The 14,798-nt window shown below is 72.8% G+C and carries 14 protein-coding genes; 7 read left to right on the top strand and 7 right to left on the bottom strand.

Annotated features, from left to right (window positions below; genetic code table 11):
- Positions 1-46 precede the first annotated feature (46 nt).
- From trpC to lgt, 6 genes are all read left to right on the top strand, one after another.
- Positions 47-856: an indole-3-glycerol phosphate synthase TrpC gene (gene trpC / locus OG446_RS08280; RefSeq protein WP_326663321.1), complete on the top strand. Its 810-nt coding sequence runs from the start codon at positions 47-49 to the stop codon at positions 854-856.
- Between the two features lie 236 nt (positions 857-1,092).
- Positions 1,093-1,251, top strand: a complete 159-nt coding sequence (gene trpM, locus OG446_RS08275; protein WP_236063301.1) for a tryptophan biosynthesis modulator TrpM — start codon at positions 1,093-1,095, stop codon at positions 1,249-1,251.
- Positions 1,252-1,393: 142 nt separating this feature from the next.
- A complete protein-coding gene (gene trpB / locus OG446_RS08270) occupies positions 1,394-2,680 on the top strand; it encodes a tryptophan synthase subunit beta (RefSeq protein WP_328893402.1) in 1,287 nt (428 codons plus the stop codon).
- Positions 2,677-3,489: a tryptophan synthase subunit alpha gene (gene trpA, locus OG446_RS08265; RefSeq protein WP_219569350.1), complete on the top strand. Its 813-nt coding sequence runs from the start codon at positions 2,677-2,679 to the stop codon at positions 3,487-3,489. The genes trpB and trpA overlap by 4 nt, the downstream gene beginning before the upstream one ends.
- A 76-nt stretch (positions 3,490-3,565) precedes the next feature.
- The gene (locus OG446_RS08260; protein ID WP_328893401.1) at positions 3,566-4,393 is read left to right on the top strand and encodes a DsbA family protein; all 828 of its coding nucleotides are present in this window, start codon (positions 3,566-3,568) and stop codon (positions 4,391-4,393) included.
- Positions 4,394-4,492: 99 nt separating this feature from the next.
- On the top strand, positions 4,493-5,473 hold the full coding sequence (lgt, locus tag OG446_RS08255; RefSeq protein ID WP_328893400.1) for a prolipoprotein diacylglyceryl transferase: 981 nt from the start codon (positions 4,493-4,495) through the stop codon (positions 5,471-5,473).
- Positions 5,474-5,552: 79 nt separating this feature from the next.
- Here lgt and OG446_RS08250 read toward each other — a convergent pair whose 3' ends face one another.
- Genes OG446_RS08250 through OG446_RS08220 form a run of 7 tightly spaced genes read right to left on the bottom strand, consistent with a single transcriptional unit; the run spans position 5,553 to position 13,420 of the window.
- On the bottom strand, positions 5,553-6,374 hold the full coding sequence (locus OG446_RS08250; protein WP_328893399.1) for an HpcH/HpaI aldolase/citrate lyase family protein: 822 nt from the start codon (positions 6,372-6,374) through the stop codon (positions 5,553-5,555).
- Positions 6,371-7,570 carry a CaiB/BaiF CoA transferase family protein gene (locus OG446_RS08245; RefSeq protein WP_328893398.1) on the bottom strand — a complete coding sequence of 400 codons (1,200 nt, stop codon included), beginning with the start codon at positions 7,568-7,570 and terminating at the stop codon, positions 6,371-6,373. Before OG446_RS08245 ends, OG446_RS08250 begins: the two co-directional genes overlap by 4 nt.
- Positions 7,567-8,451 (bottom strand): ribokinase, encoded by an 885-nt coding sequence (rbsK, locus tag OG446_RS08240; RefSeq protein ID WP_328893397.1) that lies wholly within the window; start codon positions 8,449-8,451, stop codon positions 7,567-7,569. Before rbsK ends, OG446_RS08245 begins: the two co-directional genes overlap by 4 nt.
- Positions 8,448-9,857 carry an ADP-ribosylglycohydrolase family protein gene (locus OG446_RS08235; RefSeq protein WP_328893396.1) on the bottom strand — a complete coding sequence of 470 codons (1,410 nt, stop codon included), beginning with the start codon at positions 9,855-9,857 and terminating at the stop codon, positions 8,448-8,450. The genes rbsK and OG446_RS08235 overlap by 4 nt, the downstream gene beginning before the upstream one ends.
- The gene (locus tag OG446_RS08230; RefSeq protein ID WP_328893395.1) at positions 9,854-11,056 is read right to left on the bottom strand and encodes an ADP-ribosylglycohydrolase family protein; all 1,203 of its coding nucleotides are present in this window, start codon (positions 11,054-11,056) and stop codon (positions 9,854-9,856) included. The genes OG446_RS08235 and OG446_RS08230 overlap by 4 nt, the downstream gene beginning before the upstream one ends.
- Positions 10,983-12,266: an ADP-ribosylglycohydrolase family protein gene (locus OG446_RS08225; RefSeq protein WP_328893394.1), complete on the bottom strand. Its 1,284-nt coding sequence runs from the start codon at positions 12,264-12,266 to the stop codon at positions 10,983-10,985. Before OG446_RS08225 ends, OG446_RS08230 begins: the two co-directional genes overlap by 74 nt.
- Positions 12,263-13,420, bottom strand: a complete 1,158-nt coding sequence (locus OG446_RS08220) for an ADP-ribosylglycohydrolase family protein (protein ID WP_328893393.1) — start codon at positions 13,418-13,420, stop codon at positions 12,263-12,265. The genes OG446_RS08225 and OG446_RS08220 overlap by 4 nt, the downstream gene beginning before the upstream one ends.
- Before the next feature lie 263 nt (positions 13,421-13,683).
- Between OG446_RS08220 and OG446_RS08215 the strand changes: the two genes are divergently transcribed.
- Complete coding sequence (locus OG446_RS08215) at positions 13,684-14,418, top strand: VIT1/CCC1 transporter family protein (RefSeq protein WP_328893392.1); 735 nt, start codon at positions 13,684-13,686, stop codon at positions 14,416-14,418.
- Positions 14,419-14,798 lie beyond the last annotated feature (380 nt).

The raw sequence follows: 14,798 nt of genomic DNA, 5'->3' as shown, positions 1-14,798 counted from the left end.
GTCCCATCCTGTTCCCCTGTCAACGTCCCGGAAGGGGGCCTCTCGCGTGAGTGTGCTCGACGAGATCATCGACGGCGTTCGCGCCGACCTCGCGGAGCGGCAGGCGCGCGTCAGCCTCGACGAGCTCAAGGAACGCGCGGCGCGCGCTCCCCAGGCCAAGGACGGAGTCGCCGCCCTGCGCGGCGAGGGCGTGACCGTCATCTGCGAGGTCAAGCGCTCCAGCCCCTCCAAGGGCGCCCTTGCCGCCATCGCCGACCCGGCCGCGCTCGCCGCGGACTACGAGGCGGGTGGCGCGTCCGTCATCTCCGTCCTCACCGAGGAGCGGCGCTTCGGCGGATCGCTGGCCGACCTGGAGGCCGTCCGCGCCAAGGTCGACATCCCGATCCTGCGCAAGGACTTCATCGTCACCTCGTACCAGCTGTGGGAGGCGCGGGCCTACGGCGCCGACCTCGCCCTGCTGATCGTCGCCGCCCTCGACCAGGAGGCCCTCGTCTCCCTGATCGAGCGCGCCGAGTCCATCGGCCTGACGCCGTTGGTCGAGGCGCACGACGAGGAGGAGGCGGAGCGCGCGGTGGAGGCCGGCGCGAAGATCATCGGCGTCAACGCGCGCAACCTGAAGGACCTCAAGGTCGACCGCTCCACCTTCGAGCGCGTCGCCCCCGAGATCCCCGACCACATCGTCAAGATCGCCGAGTCCGGCGTCCGCGGCCCGCACGACCTCATCGCCTACGCCAACGCGGGCGCGGACGGTGTGCTGGTCGGCGAGTCCCTGGTCACCGGCCGCGACCCGCGGTCGGCCGTCGCCGACCTGGTTGCCGCGGGCGCCCACCCGGCGCTCCGGCACGGACGGAGCTGACCCGGGGCCTTGCGTTCGGACCGTGCAGGGCTCGCGGGGTCCGGCACGCCCCTCTGCCGCGTTGTCGTCGGTCGCCCGTGCTCCGCAGTGACTCCCTCCTCCGCCCCGCAGCCGCACGTACCGGACCCCGCTCCCTGATCCGGCCCGATCCGAACGAAAGGCCCTGGCCCGTGACCCCCGACCGTTCCGCGCTCCGTCCCCGGGCGGGCCTCCGCCCCGCCGGGGCACGTCAGCCGCTGGGACGCGATCCGCACGCCCCGCTGGCGCGCGGCTGCCGCCCGCGCGGCTGCCGCGCCCCCGCGCGCCGGGTGCACGGACGGCGGGTGCGGTACGTGATCGGCGACGAGCCGGGACAGGTCAACGGCATGCGATGGCGCACGGGGTCCGCGCAGTAGAGCGAGCCCCGGCCGTCGCACCCCGCCCCGTCCGGCGGATCCGCACGACCCCACCGCCCGGCCTTCCACGGCCGCGGCGGGGCTCCGCTCACGGCGCAATACGGTGAACCCACCCACTGCCATGCCGAGGAGCAACGTCGAGATGTCGTCCGACTTCTTCATTCCGGACCCGGAGGGTCTGATCCCCAGCGCCGAGGGGTACTTCGGTGCGTACGGCGGAAAGTTCATCCCGGAGGCGCTCGTCGCCGCCGTGGACGAGGTCGCCGTCGAGTACGACAAGGCCAAGGCCGACCCGGCCTTCGCCGCCGAGCTCAACGAGCTCATGGTGAACTACACCGGCCGGCCCAGCGCCCTGACCGAGGTCAAGCGCTTCGCCGAGCACGCCGGCGGCGCACGGGTCTTCCTCAAGCGCGAGGACCTGAACCACACCGGCTCGCACAAGATCAACAACGTGCTGGGCCAGGCGCTGCTCACCAGGCGCATGGGCAAGACCCGCGTCATCGCGGAGACCGGAGCCGGCCAGCACGGCGTCGCCACCGCGACCGCCTGCGCGCTCTTCGGCCTCGAATGCACCATCTACATGGGCGAGATCGACACCGAGCGGCAGGCGCTGAACGTGGCGCGCATGCGGATGCTCGGCGCCGAGGTCATCGCGGTGAAGTCCGGCTCCCGCACGCTCAAGGACGCCATCAACGAGGCGTTCCGCGACTGGGTCGCCAACGTCGACCGCACCCACTACCTCTTCGGCACGGTCGCCGGCCCGCACCCCTTCCCCGCCATGGTCCGCGACTTCCACCGCGTGATCGGCGTCGAGGCCCGGCGCCAGATCCTGGAACGGGCCGGCCGGCTGCCGGACGCCGCCATCGCCTGCGTCGGCGGCGGTTCCAACGCCATCGGCCTCTTCCACGCCCTCATCCCGGACGCCGGGGTCCGCCTCATCGGCTGCGAACCCGCAGGGCACGGCGTGGAGACCGGCGAGCACGCGGCGACCCTGACCGAGGGCGAGCCCGGCATCCTGCACGGTTCGCGCAGCTACGTCCTCCAGGACGACGAGGGCCAGATCACCGAGCCGTACTCCATCTCGGCCGGCCTGGACTACCCGGGCATCGGCCCGGAGCACGCCTACCTGAAGGATGTCGGCCGGGGCGAGTACCGCGCGGTCACCGACGACGCGGCCATGCAGGCGCTGCGCCTGCTCTCCCGTACCGAGGGGATCATCCCGGCCATCGAGAGCGCGCACGCGCTGGCCGGAGCCCTGGAGGTCGGCAAGGAGCTCGGCAAGGACGGCCTGATCCTGGTCAACCTGTCCGGCCGGGGCGACAAGGACATGGACACGGCAGCGCGCTACTTCGGGCTGTACGAGACCGACGCCGCCGTCGAGGCCGACGCGGACAGCGAAGGCGCCGAGATCGAGGGGGACGTCAAGTGAGCGGCAACATCGAACTGCTGAACACCACGCTCGCCGCCGCGAAGGCCGAGAACCGGGCCGCGCTGATCGCGTACCTGCCCGCCGGCTTCCCGACCGTGGACGGCGCCATCGAGGCCGTCAAGGCCGTGGCCGCGGGCGGCGCCGACGTCGTCGAGGTGGGGCTGCCGCACAGCGACCCCGTGCTCGACGGCCCCGTCATCCAGACGGCCGACGACATCGCGCTGCGCGGCGGGGTGCGGATCGCCGACGTGATGCGTACGGTCCGCGAGGCGCACGAGGCGACCGGCATCCCGATCCTCGTCATGACGTACTGGAACCCGATCGACCGGTACGGCGTCGAGCGCTTCACCGCCGAACTCGCCGAGGCGGGCGGCGCCGGGTGCATCCTGCCCGACCTGCCGGTCCAGGAGTCCGCCCTGTGGCGTGAGCACGCCGACAAGCACGGTCTGGCGACCGTCTTCGTCGTCGCGCCCAGCAGCAAGGACGAGCGGCTCGCCACCATCACGGCGGCCGGTTCCGGCTTCGTGTACGCCGCCTCGCTGATGGGGGTCACCGGCACCCGCGTCTCGGTCGGCGAACAGGCCCAGGACCTGGTGCGGCGCACCCGCGCCACCACCGACATCCCGGTCTGCGTCGGCCTCGGCGTCTCCAACGCCGACCAGGCCGCCGAGGTCGCGGGCTTCGCCGACGGCGTCATCGTCGGCTCCGCCTTCGTCAAGCGGATGCTCGACGCTCCGGACGAGGCGGCGGGCCTCGCGGCCGTCCGCTCACTGGCGGCCGATCTGGCCGAAGGTGTTCGAAAGCGCTGACACCCTTTCTCACCCGAATGGGTGGATCTTGGACCGGGGAGGCACGCGAGTGCCTCCCCGGTTCGTTGCTGCGGGTGTGAGCGAGAAGAACCAAGAGGGAAAACGGGCCGCGCGAGACCGGCTGATCCAGCAGCGCGAGCAGGTGAGGGCGCGCGAGCGCCGCCGCCGCACGCTGATCGTGTCCGCCGCCGTGGTGGGAATCCTGGGACTGGCCGCCGTCGTCGGCGTGATCGCCGCGAACACCGGCGGCAAGGGCGACAAGGACAAGGCCTCGGGTCCCGCCGTCGCGCCGTCCGGCGCCACGGGCAAGGACAGCCTGACCATTCCGGTGGGAGCGGACGACGCCCCGTCCACGCTCACGGTCTGGGAGGACTTCCGCTGCCCGGTCTGCGCCCAGTTCGAGAACGCCTTCCGGGACACGATCCACCAGATGGAGAAGAGCGGTCAGCTCAAGGTCGAGTACCACTTCGCCACGCTGATCGACGGCAATCTCGGCGGCAGCGGCTCGCTCAAGGCGGCCAACGCGGCGGCCTGCGCCCAGGACGTCGGCAAGTTCCCCGCCTACCACGACGTCCTGTACAGCAACCAGCCGCCGGAGTCCGACGACGCCTTCGGCGACAACAGCAAGCTGATCGAGCTGTCCAAGAAGGTCGACGGGCTCGACACGCCCGCGTTCCGCAGCTGTGTGGAGGACGGTGCGCACGACGCCTGGGTGGAGAAATCCAACACCGCGTTCGAGAACGGCGGATTCCAGGGCACACCGACGGCGCTGCTCAACGGCGAGTCGATCTTCCCCAAGAAGGGGGACGAGCCGATCACCGTGGCCAACCTGAAGAAGTGGGTCGCCGAGGCCAACAAGGGCAAGAAGCCGGGGACCGTCACACCCGCCCCCTCGGGGTCCTGAGAGGCGGGCTGCCGGGGGAATCGATGACCGGCTCGTTACCCAGACGTTGTCGGGCGGGTTGCCGTACGTCCCGCCCGGCAGGGTAGCGTCGACCGTGCCATGAATCTTGCCTACATTCCCAGCCCGTCGACCGGCGTGATCGATCTCGGACCGATCCCGCTCCGCGGCTACGCGTTCTGCATCATCATCGGTGTCTTCGTCGCCGTCTGGTTCGGCAACAAGCGCTGGGTCGCCCGAGGCGGCAGAGCCGGCACGGTTGCCGACATCGCCGTCTGGGCCGTGCCCTTCGGCTTGGTCGGCGGCAGGCTCTACCACGTCATCACCGACTACCAGCTGTACTTCAGCGACGGTGAGAACTGGGTCGACGCCTTCAAGATCTGGCAGGGCGGCCTCGGTATCTGGGGCGCGATCGCGCTCGGTGCGGTCGGTGCCTGGATCGGCTGCCGCCGCCGCGGGATCCCGCTGCCCGCCTGGGCCGACGCGCTCGCCCCCGGCATCGCCCTGGCCCAGGCCTGCGGCCGCTGGGGCAACTGGTTCAACCAGGAGCTTTACGGGCGGGCGACCGACGTCCCGTGGGCGGTGAAGATCAGCGAGGGCCCCAACCGGGTGGCCGGCACGTACCACCCGACCTTCCTCTACGAGTCGCTGTGGTGCATCGGCGTGGCGCTCCTGGTGATCTGGGCGGACCGCCGCTTCAAGCTCGGCCACGGACGGGCGTTCGCGCTGTACGTCGCCGCGTACTGCGCGGGCCGTGCCTGGATCGAGTACATGCGCGTCGACGAGGCCCACCACATCCTGGGCCTGCGTCTGAACGTGTGGACCGCGCTGATCATGTTCGTGCTCGCGGTGGTGTACATCGTGATCTCGGCGAAGGTACGGCCGGGGCGCGAGGAGATCGTCGAGCCGGGGGCGTCGGAGACACCCGAGGCCAAGGACGGCGAAGCCGCCGAGGACACGGAGTCCGGCGAGGCCGAGGACGGCGACACGGAGTCCGCCGACACGAAGCCGGCCGAAGCTGACGCCGAAGCCGACCAGGACGCGTCGAAGACGAACGGTGAGGCGGAGACGGCCAAGGGCTGACGTCGACGCACATACGACGACGAGGGCCGCCGAACGATTCGGCGGCCCTCGTCATGTCCGTGTCTGCGGCACGGTGCCCTCAATCGCCGGACGGGCTCGATTCCGCCAGGGCCAGCGTGCGGTGTGCCTGGGCCACCACCGCCGCGTCGACGAAGCGGCCGTCCGGCAGGGCCAGCGCACCCGCCTCGACCCGGGCGGCCTCGACGATCTCCTGCGCGGCCTCCACCTCCTGCGGCGTCGGCCGGAACGCCCGCTCGATCACCGGGAGCTGCCGGGGGTGGATCGCCGCCCGGCCGAGGAACCCCAGCGCCCGCCCGTGGGCGCAGGACGTCCACAGCCCGTCCAGGTCCCGGACGTCCGGGAACACCGACTGGGTGGGCGGGGCAAGACCCGCCGCCCTGGCCGCGACCACCACCCGGCTGCGCGACCAGTCGAGCCCCGCATCCTCGCGCACCCCCAGATCCGCCCGGAGGTCCGCCTCCCCGAGGGCGATGGAACGCACCTGCGGATGGGCGGCGGCCACCGAGTACGCGTGCTCGATGCCGAGCGCCGACTCCAGCAGCGGACAGAGCGCGACCCCCGGGGCCAGCGCCGCGATGTGGTGGACGGACGCGGCATGCGTGATCTTCGGCAGCCGCAGCCCGGCGAGACCCGGCAGCCCCGCCAGGGCCAGCACGTCCGTCTCGTCGTTGACCCTGACGTGGACCGGCGCCTGTGTGGGGGAGGCCGGGTCGGAGAGCAGCTCGACGGCGGCGGACCGTGCGTACTCCTTGCGGTCGGGGGCGACCGCGTCCTCCAGGTCGACGATCACCATGTCCGCCCCGGAGTCCCGCGCCTTGCGCACCACATCAGGCCGGTCGCCCGGGACGTACAGCCACGTCAGCGGCGTCTCGGCGGTCACAGGACACGCTCCGACCGCAGTGCCGCGATCTCCTCGCCGCTCAGCCCGAGCCCGGTGAGGATCTCCTCCGTGTCCGCCCCGTGCGGCCGCCCCGCCCAGCGGATGCCCCCGGGGGTGCCCGAGAGCCGGAAGAGGACGTTCTGCATCCGCAGCGGACCCAGCTCCGGATCGTCGACCTCCGTGATGGAGTCCAGGGCCCGGTACTGCGGATCCTCCATCACGTCACGGATGTCCTGGATGGGTGCGATGGCCGCCTCCGCCTTCTCGAACGCGGAGATCGCCTCGTCCCGGGTGCGCCGCCCGATCCAGTGGCCGACCGCCTCGTCGAGTTCGTCGCTGTGCTCGGCCCGGGTGGCGCCCGAGGCGAACCACGGCTCCTCGGTCAGCTCCTCCCGGCCCACCAGGCGCATCACCCGCTCCGCGACGGACTGCGCCGACGTGGAGACGGCCACCCACTGCCCGTCCGAGGTGCGGTAGGTGTTGCGCGGGGCGTTGTTGCGCGAACGGTTGCCGGTGCGTGGCTGGACGTAACCGAGCTGGTCGTACCAGAGCGGCTGCGGGCCGAGCACCATCAGGATCGGCTCGATGATCGCCATGTCGACGACCTGGCCCACGCCCGTACGGTCCCGGCCGGCCAGCGCCGCCATCACGGCGAACGACGTGGCGAGCGCCGCGATCGAGTCGGCGAGACCGAAGGGCGGCAGCGTCGGAGGGCCGTCCGGCTCCCCGGTGATCGCCGCGAACCCGCTCATCGCCTCCGCGAGCGTGCCGAAGCCGGGCCGGTGGGCGTACGGGCCGAACTGGCCGAAGCCCGTGACCCGGACCAGCACCAGACGCGGGTTGACGGCGTGCAGCTCCGCCGGCCCGAGACCCCACCGCTCCAGCGTGCCCGGCCGGAAGTTCTCGATGATCACGTCGGTGTCGGCGGCGAGCCGCAGCAGGAGGTCGCGGCCGCCCGGGCAGGCCAGATCGAGAGTGAGATTGCGCTTGTTGCGGCCGAGCAGCTTCCACCACAGACCGACCCCGTCCTTCGTCGGGCCGTGCCCCCGGGACGGATCGGGCTTGCTCGGATGCTCGACCTTGATCACATCGGCGCCGAAGTCGCCCAGCATCGTGGCGCACAGGGGGCCCGCGAACAGCGTGGCGAGATCGATGACGCGCAGCCCGGTCAGGGGGGCTGCTCCCGGCGCGCTCATGCGGCGTCGATTTCGCTGCGGTACGGCATGGAGATCGAGGCGCCCGGTTTCTGGACGCAGAGCGCGGCGGCCGACGAGGCCCAGGCGATGGCCTGCGGCACCGGCCGTCCCTCGCCGAGCGCCACGGCGAGCGTGCCGGCGAACGTGTCACCGGCGCCGGTGGTGTCGACGGAGGTCACCTCGGGGGCCGGGAAGTGGACGGTCTGGCTGCCCCGTGCCGCGTACAGGCAGCCCTTCGAACCGAGTGTGATGACGAGCGCGGGCACCTGACCGAGCAGGATCTCGGCCGCCGCGTGCGGTTCGGCGTGCCCCGACAGTTCGGCCGCCTCGTGCTCATTGGCGATCAGCAGGTCGACACAGTCGAGGAGTTCGGCGGGCAGTTCCTGTACGGGGGACGGGGTGAGGACCGTCCGCACCCCCTGGGCGTGACCGGCCCGTGCCCCCTCGATCACGGCGGTCAGCGGCAGTTCCAGTTGGAGCAGCAGCAGATCGGCCTCGGCGATGGCGGCGATCTCACCCGGGCCGAGTGCGGTGACGGTGCCGTTGGCGCCGGGGATGACGACGATCGCGTTGGACCCCTTGGCATCGACCACGATGTGCGCGGTGCCACTCGGCCCCTCCGCGGTGTGCAGGAGATCGGTGTCGACTCCGGAGTGCTCCAGGTTCTCCCGCATCCGGGCGCCGTACTCGTCGTCGCCGACCGCGCCGATCATCATCACGTCGCCGCCCGCGCGGGCGGCGGCGACGGCCTGGTTGGCGCCCTTGCCGCCGGGAATCGTGCGGAACTCCCGCCCGGTGACGGTCTCCCCGCGTTCCGGAGCCCGGTCGACGTAGGCCACAAGATCCATATTGGTGCTGCCGAGCACCGCGACTTTGGTCATGGGCGGAGTGCCTCCTCGTGGGTGAGCCGGGTGAGCCGGGTGAGCCGGGTGAGCCGGTGGGTCAGGTCGGCGAGGGTGTCGAAGCCGACCGAGTCGAAACCGGGGACGGACGTGGCGAGCCGGTTCTTCAGCGGGGTGGTCCACCGGTCGGGCAGCGCGTCCGGCCGCCCGGCCAGCAGGCCGGCGAGCGAACCGGCGGTCGCCCCGTTGGAGTCGGTGTCCCAGCCGCCGGACACCGCACGGCAGATCGAGCCGGTGAAGTCGCCGTCGGCATGGGTGAGGGCGGCGGCGAGCAGAGCCGCGTTGGGCAGCACATGTACCCAGTGATACCTGCCGTACGCCGTGTGCAGCCGGTCGACGACCGTATCGAAACGGGCCTCCCCGCGGGCCGTGGCGATACCGTCCCGTACGGCCTGCGCGAACCGCGAACCCGGCGGCACCACGCGCAGGCCGGCGGCGAGGCACCCGTGCACATCGGCCTCGCCCCCGGCCGCCTCCGCGAGCGCCGCCGCGGTGAACATCGCGCCGTACACACCGTTCCCGGTGTGGGTGAGGACCGCGTCGCGATGCGCCTGTTCCGCCGCCGCGCCGGGGTCACCGGGATGGGTCCAGCCGTGGACGTCGGCACGGATCTGCGCCCCGATCCACTCCCGGAACGGATTGCGGTGACGGGCGGTGTCCGGCGGTTCGAGGCCGTCGAGCAGATTGCGGTACGCGACGCGCTCGGCGGTGAACGTCCGGCCCGCCGGGAGCTCCTCCAGCCAGAGCCTGGCGAGATCGGCGGTGCTGAAGGAACTGCCGTACCGCTGGAGCAACAGCACGGTGAGCAACGGGTAGTTGAGGTCGTCGTCCTCGGGCATCCCGTCGATGTTCTCGGCCAGCGAGGTGGGCGCCGAGCGACGGTTCCAGGGGTAGGTGGCGGCCAGTGCCGGGGGCACGCCGCGGGCGGTGAACCAGGTGCTCAGCGGCCAGTTGCCGGTGGCCCGGGCCAGGGCGCGGATGCCCTCAAGCGGCAGCTTCTCGACCGGCTTGCCGAGCAGACAGCCGGCGGCGCGGCCCAGCCAGGCCGCGTGCAGCCGCTCGCGGTCCACGGCGGCCGGCCCGTTGCGCGGGTGCGGCCACTGCGGGCAGGCGTCCCGGATCGCGTCGAGGTCGGTCGGTTCGTCGTCGGCCAGCGGCGAATCAAGCAGGGCCAGTTCGTCCAGCAGATGTGCGGCGACCGCGCGCAGCCCGGGCGGGGCCGGGGGAGCCGAGGCGCCCGCGCGGTCCGGGGCCGGCGAGCCGCCGGCCTCGTACCACCGGCGTTCGATGTCCCGGACGTCCCGCCCGTCCTCGGCCGCCTGCCGCAACTCGTGCCCGACGAGGTCCTCGGGCTGGACCCAGGTGGCCCGCAGCGTCGTCGTCATGGCCGGGCCGCCGGCGTGGCGAAGGCCGCCTCGTGGGCGCGGCGGCGGGCCGTGTCGTGGGCGAACACCTCGCGGGCGACCTCGGTCAGGACGCGGGCCGGGGCGTGCAGGTCGAGCCGGCTGGCCTCGCCGACCGTCGTCGCCCAGTCGGCCGGGACCGCCCGTTCGCCGTGCAGCGCGCCCGCGATCGCGCCGCCCATCGTGGCGATCGAGTCGCAGTCCCGCCCGTAGTTGACCGAGCCGAGGACCGTCTGCCGGTAGTCCCCGTCCGCGACCAGCAGCATCCCGAGCGCGACGGGGAGTTCCTCGATGGCGTGCAGCCGGGACGGGCGGCGGGCGCCGAGCGAGGGGGCGCGGTAGTCGGGGCCGACCGTGTCGAAGGGGGCGACGGCCTCCCGCAGCGGGACGAGCGCCGACTCGAAGTCCCGGTGTCCGACCGCCGTTTCACAGACCGCGTCGATCGCGGCCCGGGTGCCGTCCTTGGCGAGCGACAGACACGTCTCGACCACGCTCGCGGGCGTCGCCCCCGGAAGGCAGGCCGCGGCGACGGCAGCCGCGAAGACTCCCGCGGCCTCCCGCCCGTACGACGACTGATGGGCGCCCGCCACATCCAGCGCCTCGGCGTACGCGGCCTGCGGATGGGCCGCGTTCACCAGGCCGACGGGCGCCATGTACATCGCCGCACCGCAGTTCACGATGTTCCCGGTGCCCGCCTCACGCGGGTCGACATGGCCGTAGTGCAGCCGGGCGACGATCCACTTCTCGGCGAGGAAGATCCGCTGCAGCGGCAGCGCCTCCGCCTCCAGTTCCGGAATCCAGCGGGGGTTCGAGATCAGCTCCGGCACGAGGTGGTCGGCGACGGCGTACGCGTCGAGGTGGTCGCGGACCTTCCCGTACACGCGTACCAGCGCATGGGTCATCAAGGTGTCGTCGGTGACGTGCCCGTCGCCCTTGTGGTACGGCGCGATGGGGCGGGCGGTACGCCAGTCGTCGCCGTCCCACGGACCGACCACGCCGGTGATCCGCCCGCCGTGGCGCGCCACGATCTGCTCCGGGGCGTAGCCCTCGACCGGACCGCCGAGCGCGTCGCCGACGGCGGCGCCGACGAGCGCGCCCGCGATCCGTTCATCGAGGGTGGGCGCCGCGGGCGTCGTGGGGGGTGCGGACCTCGTGGGCGCCAGGGGCGCTGTGGATGTCATGTCCGAATTGTCCACCCGAGGGTGCTGGTTCCGTGTCTGCCAGCAGCCCGGCGAGTTCGATCAGATCCGTCCCCGCGAAACGGGGCAGCGCGCACCCCGCCAGGGTGCGGCACGCCTCGCGCCAGCCGTCGGGCACGGTGGTGATCGAGCCCAGCGCACCGGTGAGCGCACCGGCCAGGGCGGGGGCCGAGTCGGCGACCCGGGACAGACAGGCCGCCGACGGCACGGCCTGCGCGATGTCGCCCCGCGCCGCGGTGGCCAGGGCGAGGGCGACGGGGACCGTTTCGGCCGCGGCGATCCCGTAGCTGTAGACATGGTCGACGATCTGATGCTCCAGCACCGGTACGAGGGCGAACGCACCGGCCCGCTCGCCGGCGAAGTCGCGGGCGATGCGGACCGCGTGGGCGGCGTTGCGGGCGATCTCGGTGCCCTCGGGGAGCTGGGCGAGCGCGGCGTTCACCGCGGTGTCCACGTCCGCGCCGCCGAGCGCCTCGGCGATCGCGGCGGCCATCGCCCGCGCACCGTGCACCCCGTCGCCGTCCTGGGTGTAGCGCGCGTCGAACTCCGCGAGGTCGGCCGCGGCCCCGGGATCGCCCGGGTGCACGACGGCCAGCACGGCGGCCCGCACACACGCCGCGTCGTCGAAGTAGTGCGGGTTGTCGTGCCCCGTGGCGGGCGGGCGGAGACCGGCGGCGAGGTTGCCGAGCCCGGCCCGGACCGAGATCCGGGCCCGCAGCGGGAGGACCGCCGACTCGACCTCGGGTGCCCGGGCGGCCGCGGCGGCGACCTCGGCTGCCAGCGCGTTCCAGGCGGCGTCCACGGCGGCCCGCATCCGGCGAGCCGCGGGCAGGCCCTGCAGCGCACCCGCCGCGGAGGTGAGGATGGTCCCGGCGGCGAACGCCGCCCATTCGGCGTCGTCGGACGGGCCGAGCCGCAGGGGCTCGGGCGGCTGGTTGAGCGCGATGGGGACGGGCAGCGTGGTGGTCGCGTTCTGCTCGGCGAAGGTGTCGAGCTCGCGGGTCAGGCGCCGGGTCCACTCCGGCATCCGGGCCGCCCGGTGCCGCGCGGCAGGCCACCCGGCGGCGTCCCCGGCGGCCAGCCCGAGCAGCAGCCCCTCGATACGGGCCCGGCGCGGTGTGCGCGGCCGCGCGGCTCCGGGGCCGGCTTCGGTTCGTGCCTCGGTTCGCGGGGTGTCCCTGGCCGTGGTCATCGCCCCACCACCGTTGCGGTGGCGGGGGCGGCATCCGACTCCGCATCCGTGGACGGTGGCGGGGGAGGCCCGTCCCCGCCCCGTTCCTCCGTCTCGTCCGGGGTGAGCAGTTCCGCGATGTCCAGGACGTGGTAGCCGCGCATCGACGGGAGGCAGCTGCCGCGGACCGGTCCGATCGCGTCCGCCCAGGGGCGCGGGATGGCGGACGCCCCGTGCAGCGCTCCGGCCAGGGCCCCCGCCACCGCGGCTGTCGTATCGGCGTCGCGGCCCATGTTGACCGCCATCAGCACCGCCGTACGGAAGTCGCCGCGCGCCGCCGCGAACGCGCCGAAGGCCAGGCCCACCGCCTCCGGGGCCAGGTCCGTCCACGGATATCCGCCGACGACGACGGCCGAGCGCACCGCCCGTTCCCTCGTCAGCCGGTCGGGATACGGGCGCTGCGCCGCCGTCACCGCCCGCCGCAGCGAACGCGCCGTCCACGAGTCCATCGGTACGACGGAGAGCGCGGCGGCGATCACGGAGGTGACCCCGGCCCCCGTCATCGCGGCCGCCACCCCGGCCGCCACCGCCTGGCCGCCGTAGATGCCCTCGCCCTCATGGCTGACCCGGCCGTCCACCGCGACCAGCCGCGCCGCCTCGGTGGGCCGGCCCGCCGCGAAGACGCCGAAGGGGGCCGCCCGCATCGCCAGGCCGTCGCTCCAGGCGTGCCGGTGCTGGGCGGAGATCGGGGCGGCCAGCCCCCGGCGCAGGTTCTCCAGCGTGCCGCGCTCGCTGAAACCGGCACCCCGGAACGGCCCCTCGTCCAGATCGGCGATCCACAGGTGCCAGGCCCGCTCGACATGCGTGACGGTCAGCGCCGAGCCGTGCCGGGCCAGCAGCAGCCCGGAGAAGATCGCGTACTCGGTGTCGTCCGTGCCCGCCGGGTCGTCGCTCACGAAGCCCTCGATGCGGCCCCAGCGGCGGCGGATCTCGGAGGGCCGCATGTTCTCCGCGGGGGCGCCCAGCGCATCGCCGACCGCGAGACCCAGCAGCGCACCCCTGGCCCGGTCACCGAGGCCGCCCGGTGCCGCAGCGGCCGGTTCGGGAGCCCCGCGTACCGCTGCCCGCGCGCCGTTCGTCCGCGGCCCTGCCGGATTTCCTGCGCCTCGCTCCATCGCGTCGACCCTTCGCTCGTACCGAGCCAGTTCTCGTCCCTGTGGGATCTGTGCCACGCGGAGCCACGACAGAGGCCGGTTATCCCCACAAAAGGGCCACTCGGATGACGGCCTTCGGACAGCAAGGCAAGGCGTACCTACCTGGTTACGCAGGGTGGTAAGTACGGCCTGCCTTGCTGGCGGGAGCCATTTTTCGTGCGTACTTTCGAGGGTGTCGAGCGGGGCGGAGCGTACGAATTCCGCTGCCGGAGAAGGGGAGAGCTGTGTCCATCATCGAGACCGACGCCGTACTGCACGAGGCGCACCGGGACAACCACACCCACCGTGACGTGAACGGCGGATGGCTGCGTCCGGCGGTGTTCGGTGCGATGGACGGGCTCGTCTCGAACCTCGCCCTGATGACCGGTGTCGCGGGCGGGGACGTCTCGCACCGCACGATCGTGATCACCGGCCTGGCCGGTCTGGCCGCGGGCGCCTTCTCGATGGCGGCCGGCGAGTACACCTCCGTCGCCTCGCAGCGCGAGCTCGTCGAGGCCGAGCTCGACGTCGAGCGGCGGGAGCTGCGCAAGCACCCCAAGGACGAGGAACGGGAGCTCGCCGAGCTCTACGAGTCCCGCGGCGTCGAGCCCGGCCTCGCCCGCGAGGTCGCCCGGCAGCTGTCGCGCGACCCCGAGCAGGCCCTGGAGATCCATGCCCGCGAGGAACTCGGCATCGACCCGGGCGACCTGCCGTCGCCCCTCGTCGCCGCCGTGTCCTCCTTCGGCGCCTTCGCGCTGGGCGCGCTGCTGCCCGTACTGCCGTATCTGCTCGGTGCGGACGCGATGTGGCCCGCCGTGCTGCTCGCCCTGGCCGGACTGTTCGGCTGCGGAGCGGTCGTCGCCCGGGTCACGGCCCGCAGCTGGTGGTTCAGCGGACTGCGCCAGCTGGTGCTCGGTGGCGCCGCCGCCGCGATCACCTACGGCCTGGGCGCCCTGTTCGGGGTCGCCGTCGGAGGCTGAGAACCCGCGTCCGGTACCGTCCACGGCCACGTACACCCTCCGGTGCACGTGGCCGTAACGCGTACGCCACCTGTGTGACGTACGTCCTGACCACCGCCACTGGGCGGATCGGTCGTACGCGACGTAAAATGAGACTCTATGCAGGGCTACACATAAGTAGTCGTTACCCGGCGGTTTCGTTTCCTTTGCCGCCGGGCATGAGCCGTAGACACCGCAGGCAACGACGCCTGCTCTCTGTGGTCTCCCGGGCGCCGATCCTCCGACTGCGACCCACTTCACCGTCACGACGGTGTCCGTATGTTGGAACGAGCTATCCGCTTTTTGAGAAGCGTCCCATCATGTAATCTGCACGAAATTTCGCAGAGGGCCAACGTCGTCCC

Source organism: Streptomyces sp. NBC_00236, from assembly GCF_036195045.1.
GTDB lineage: Bacteria > Actinomycetota > Actinomycetes > Streptomycetales > Streptomycetaceae > Streptomyces.
Note: the sequence above shows the minus strand (reverse complement) of the source record. Positions and strands in the feature narration are given on the sequence as shown.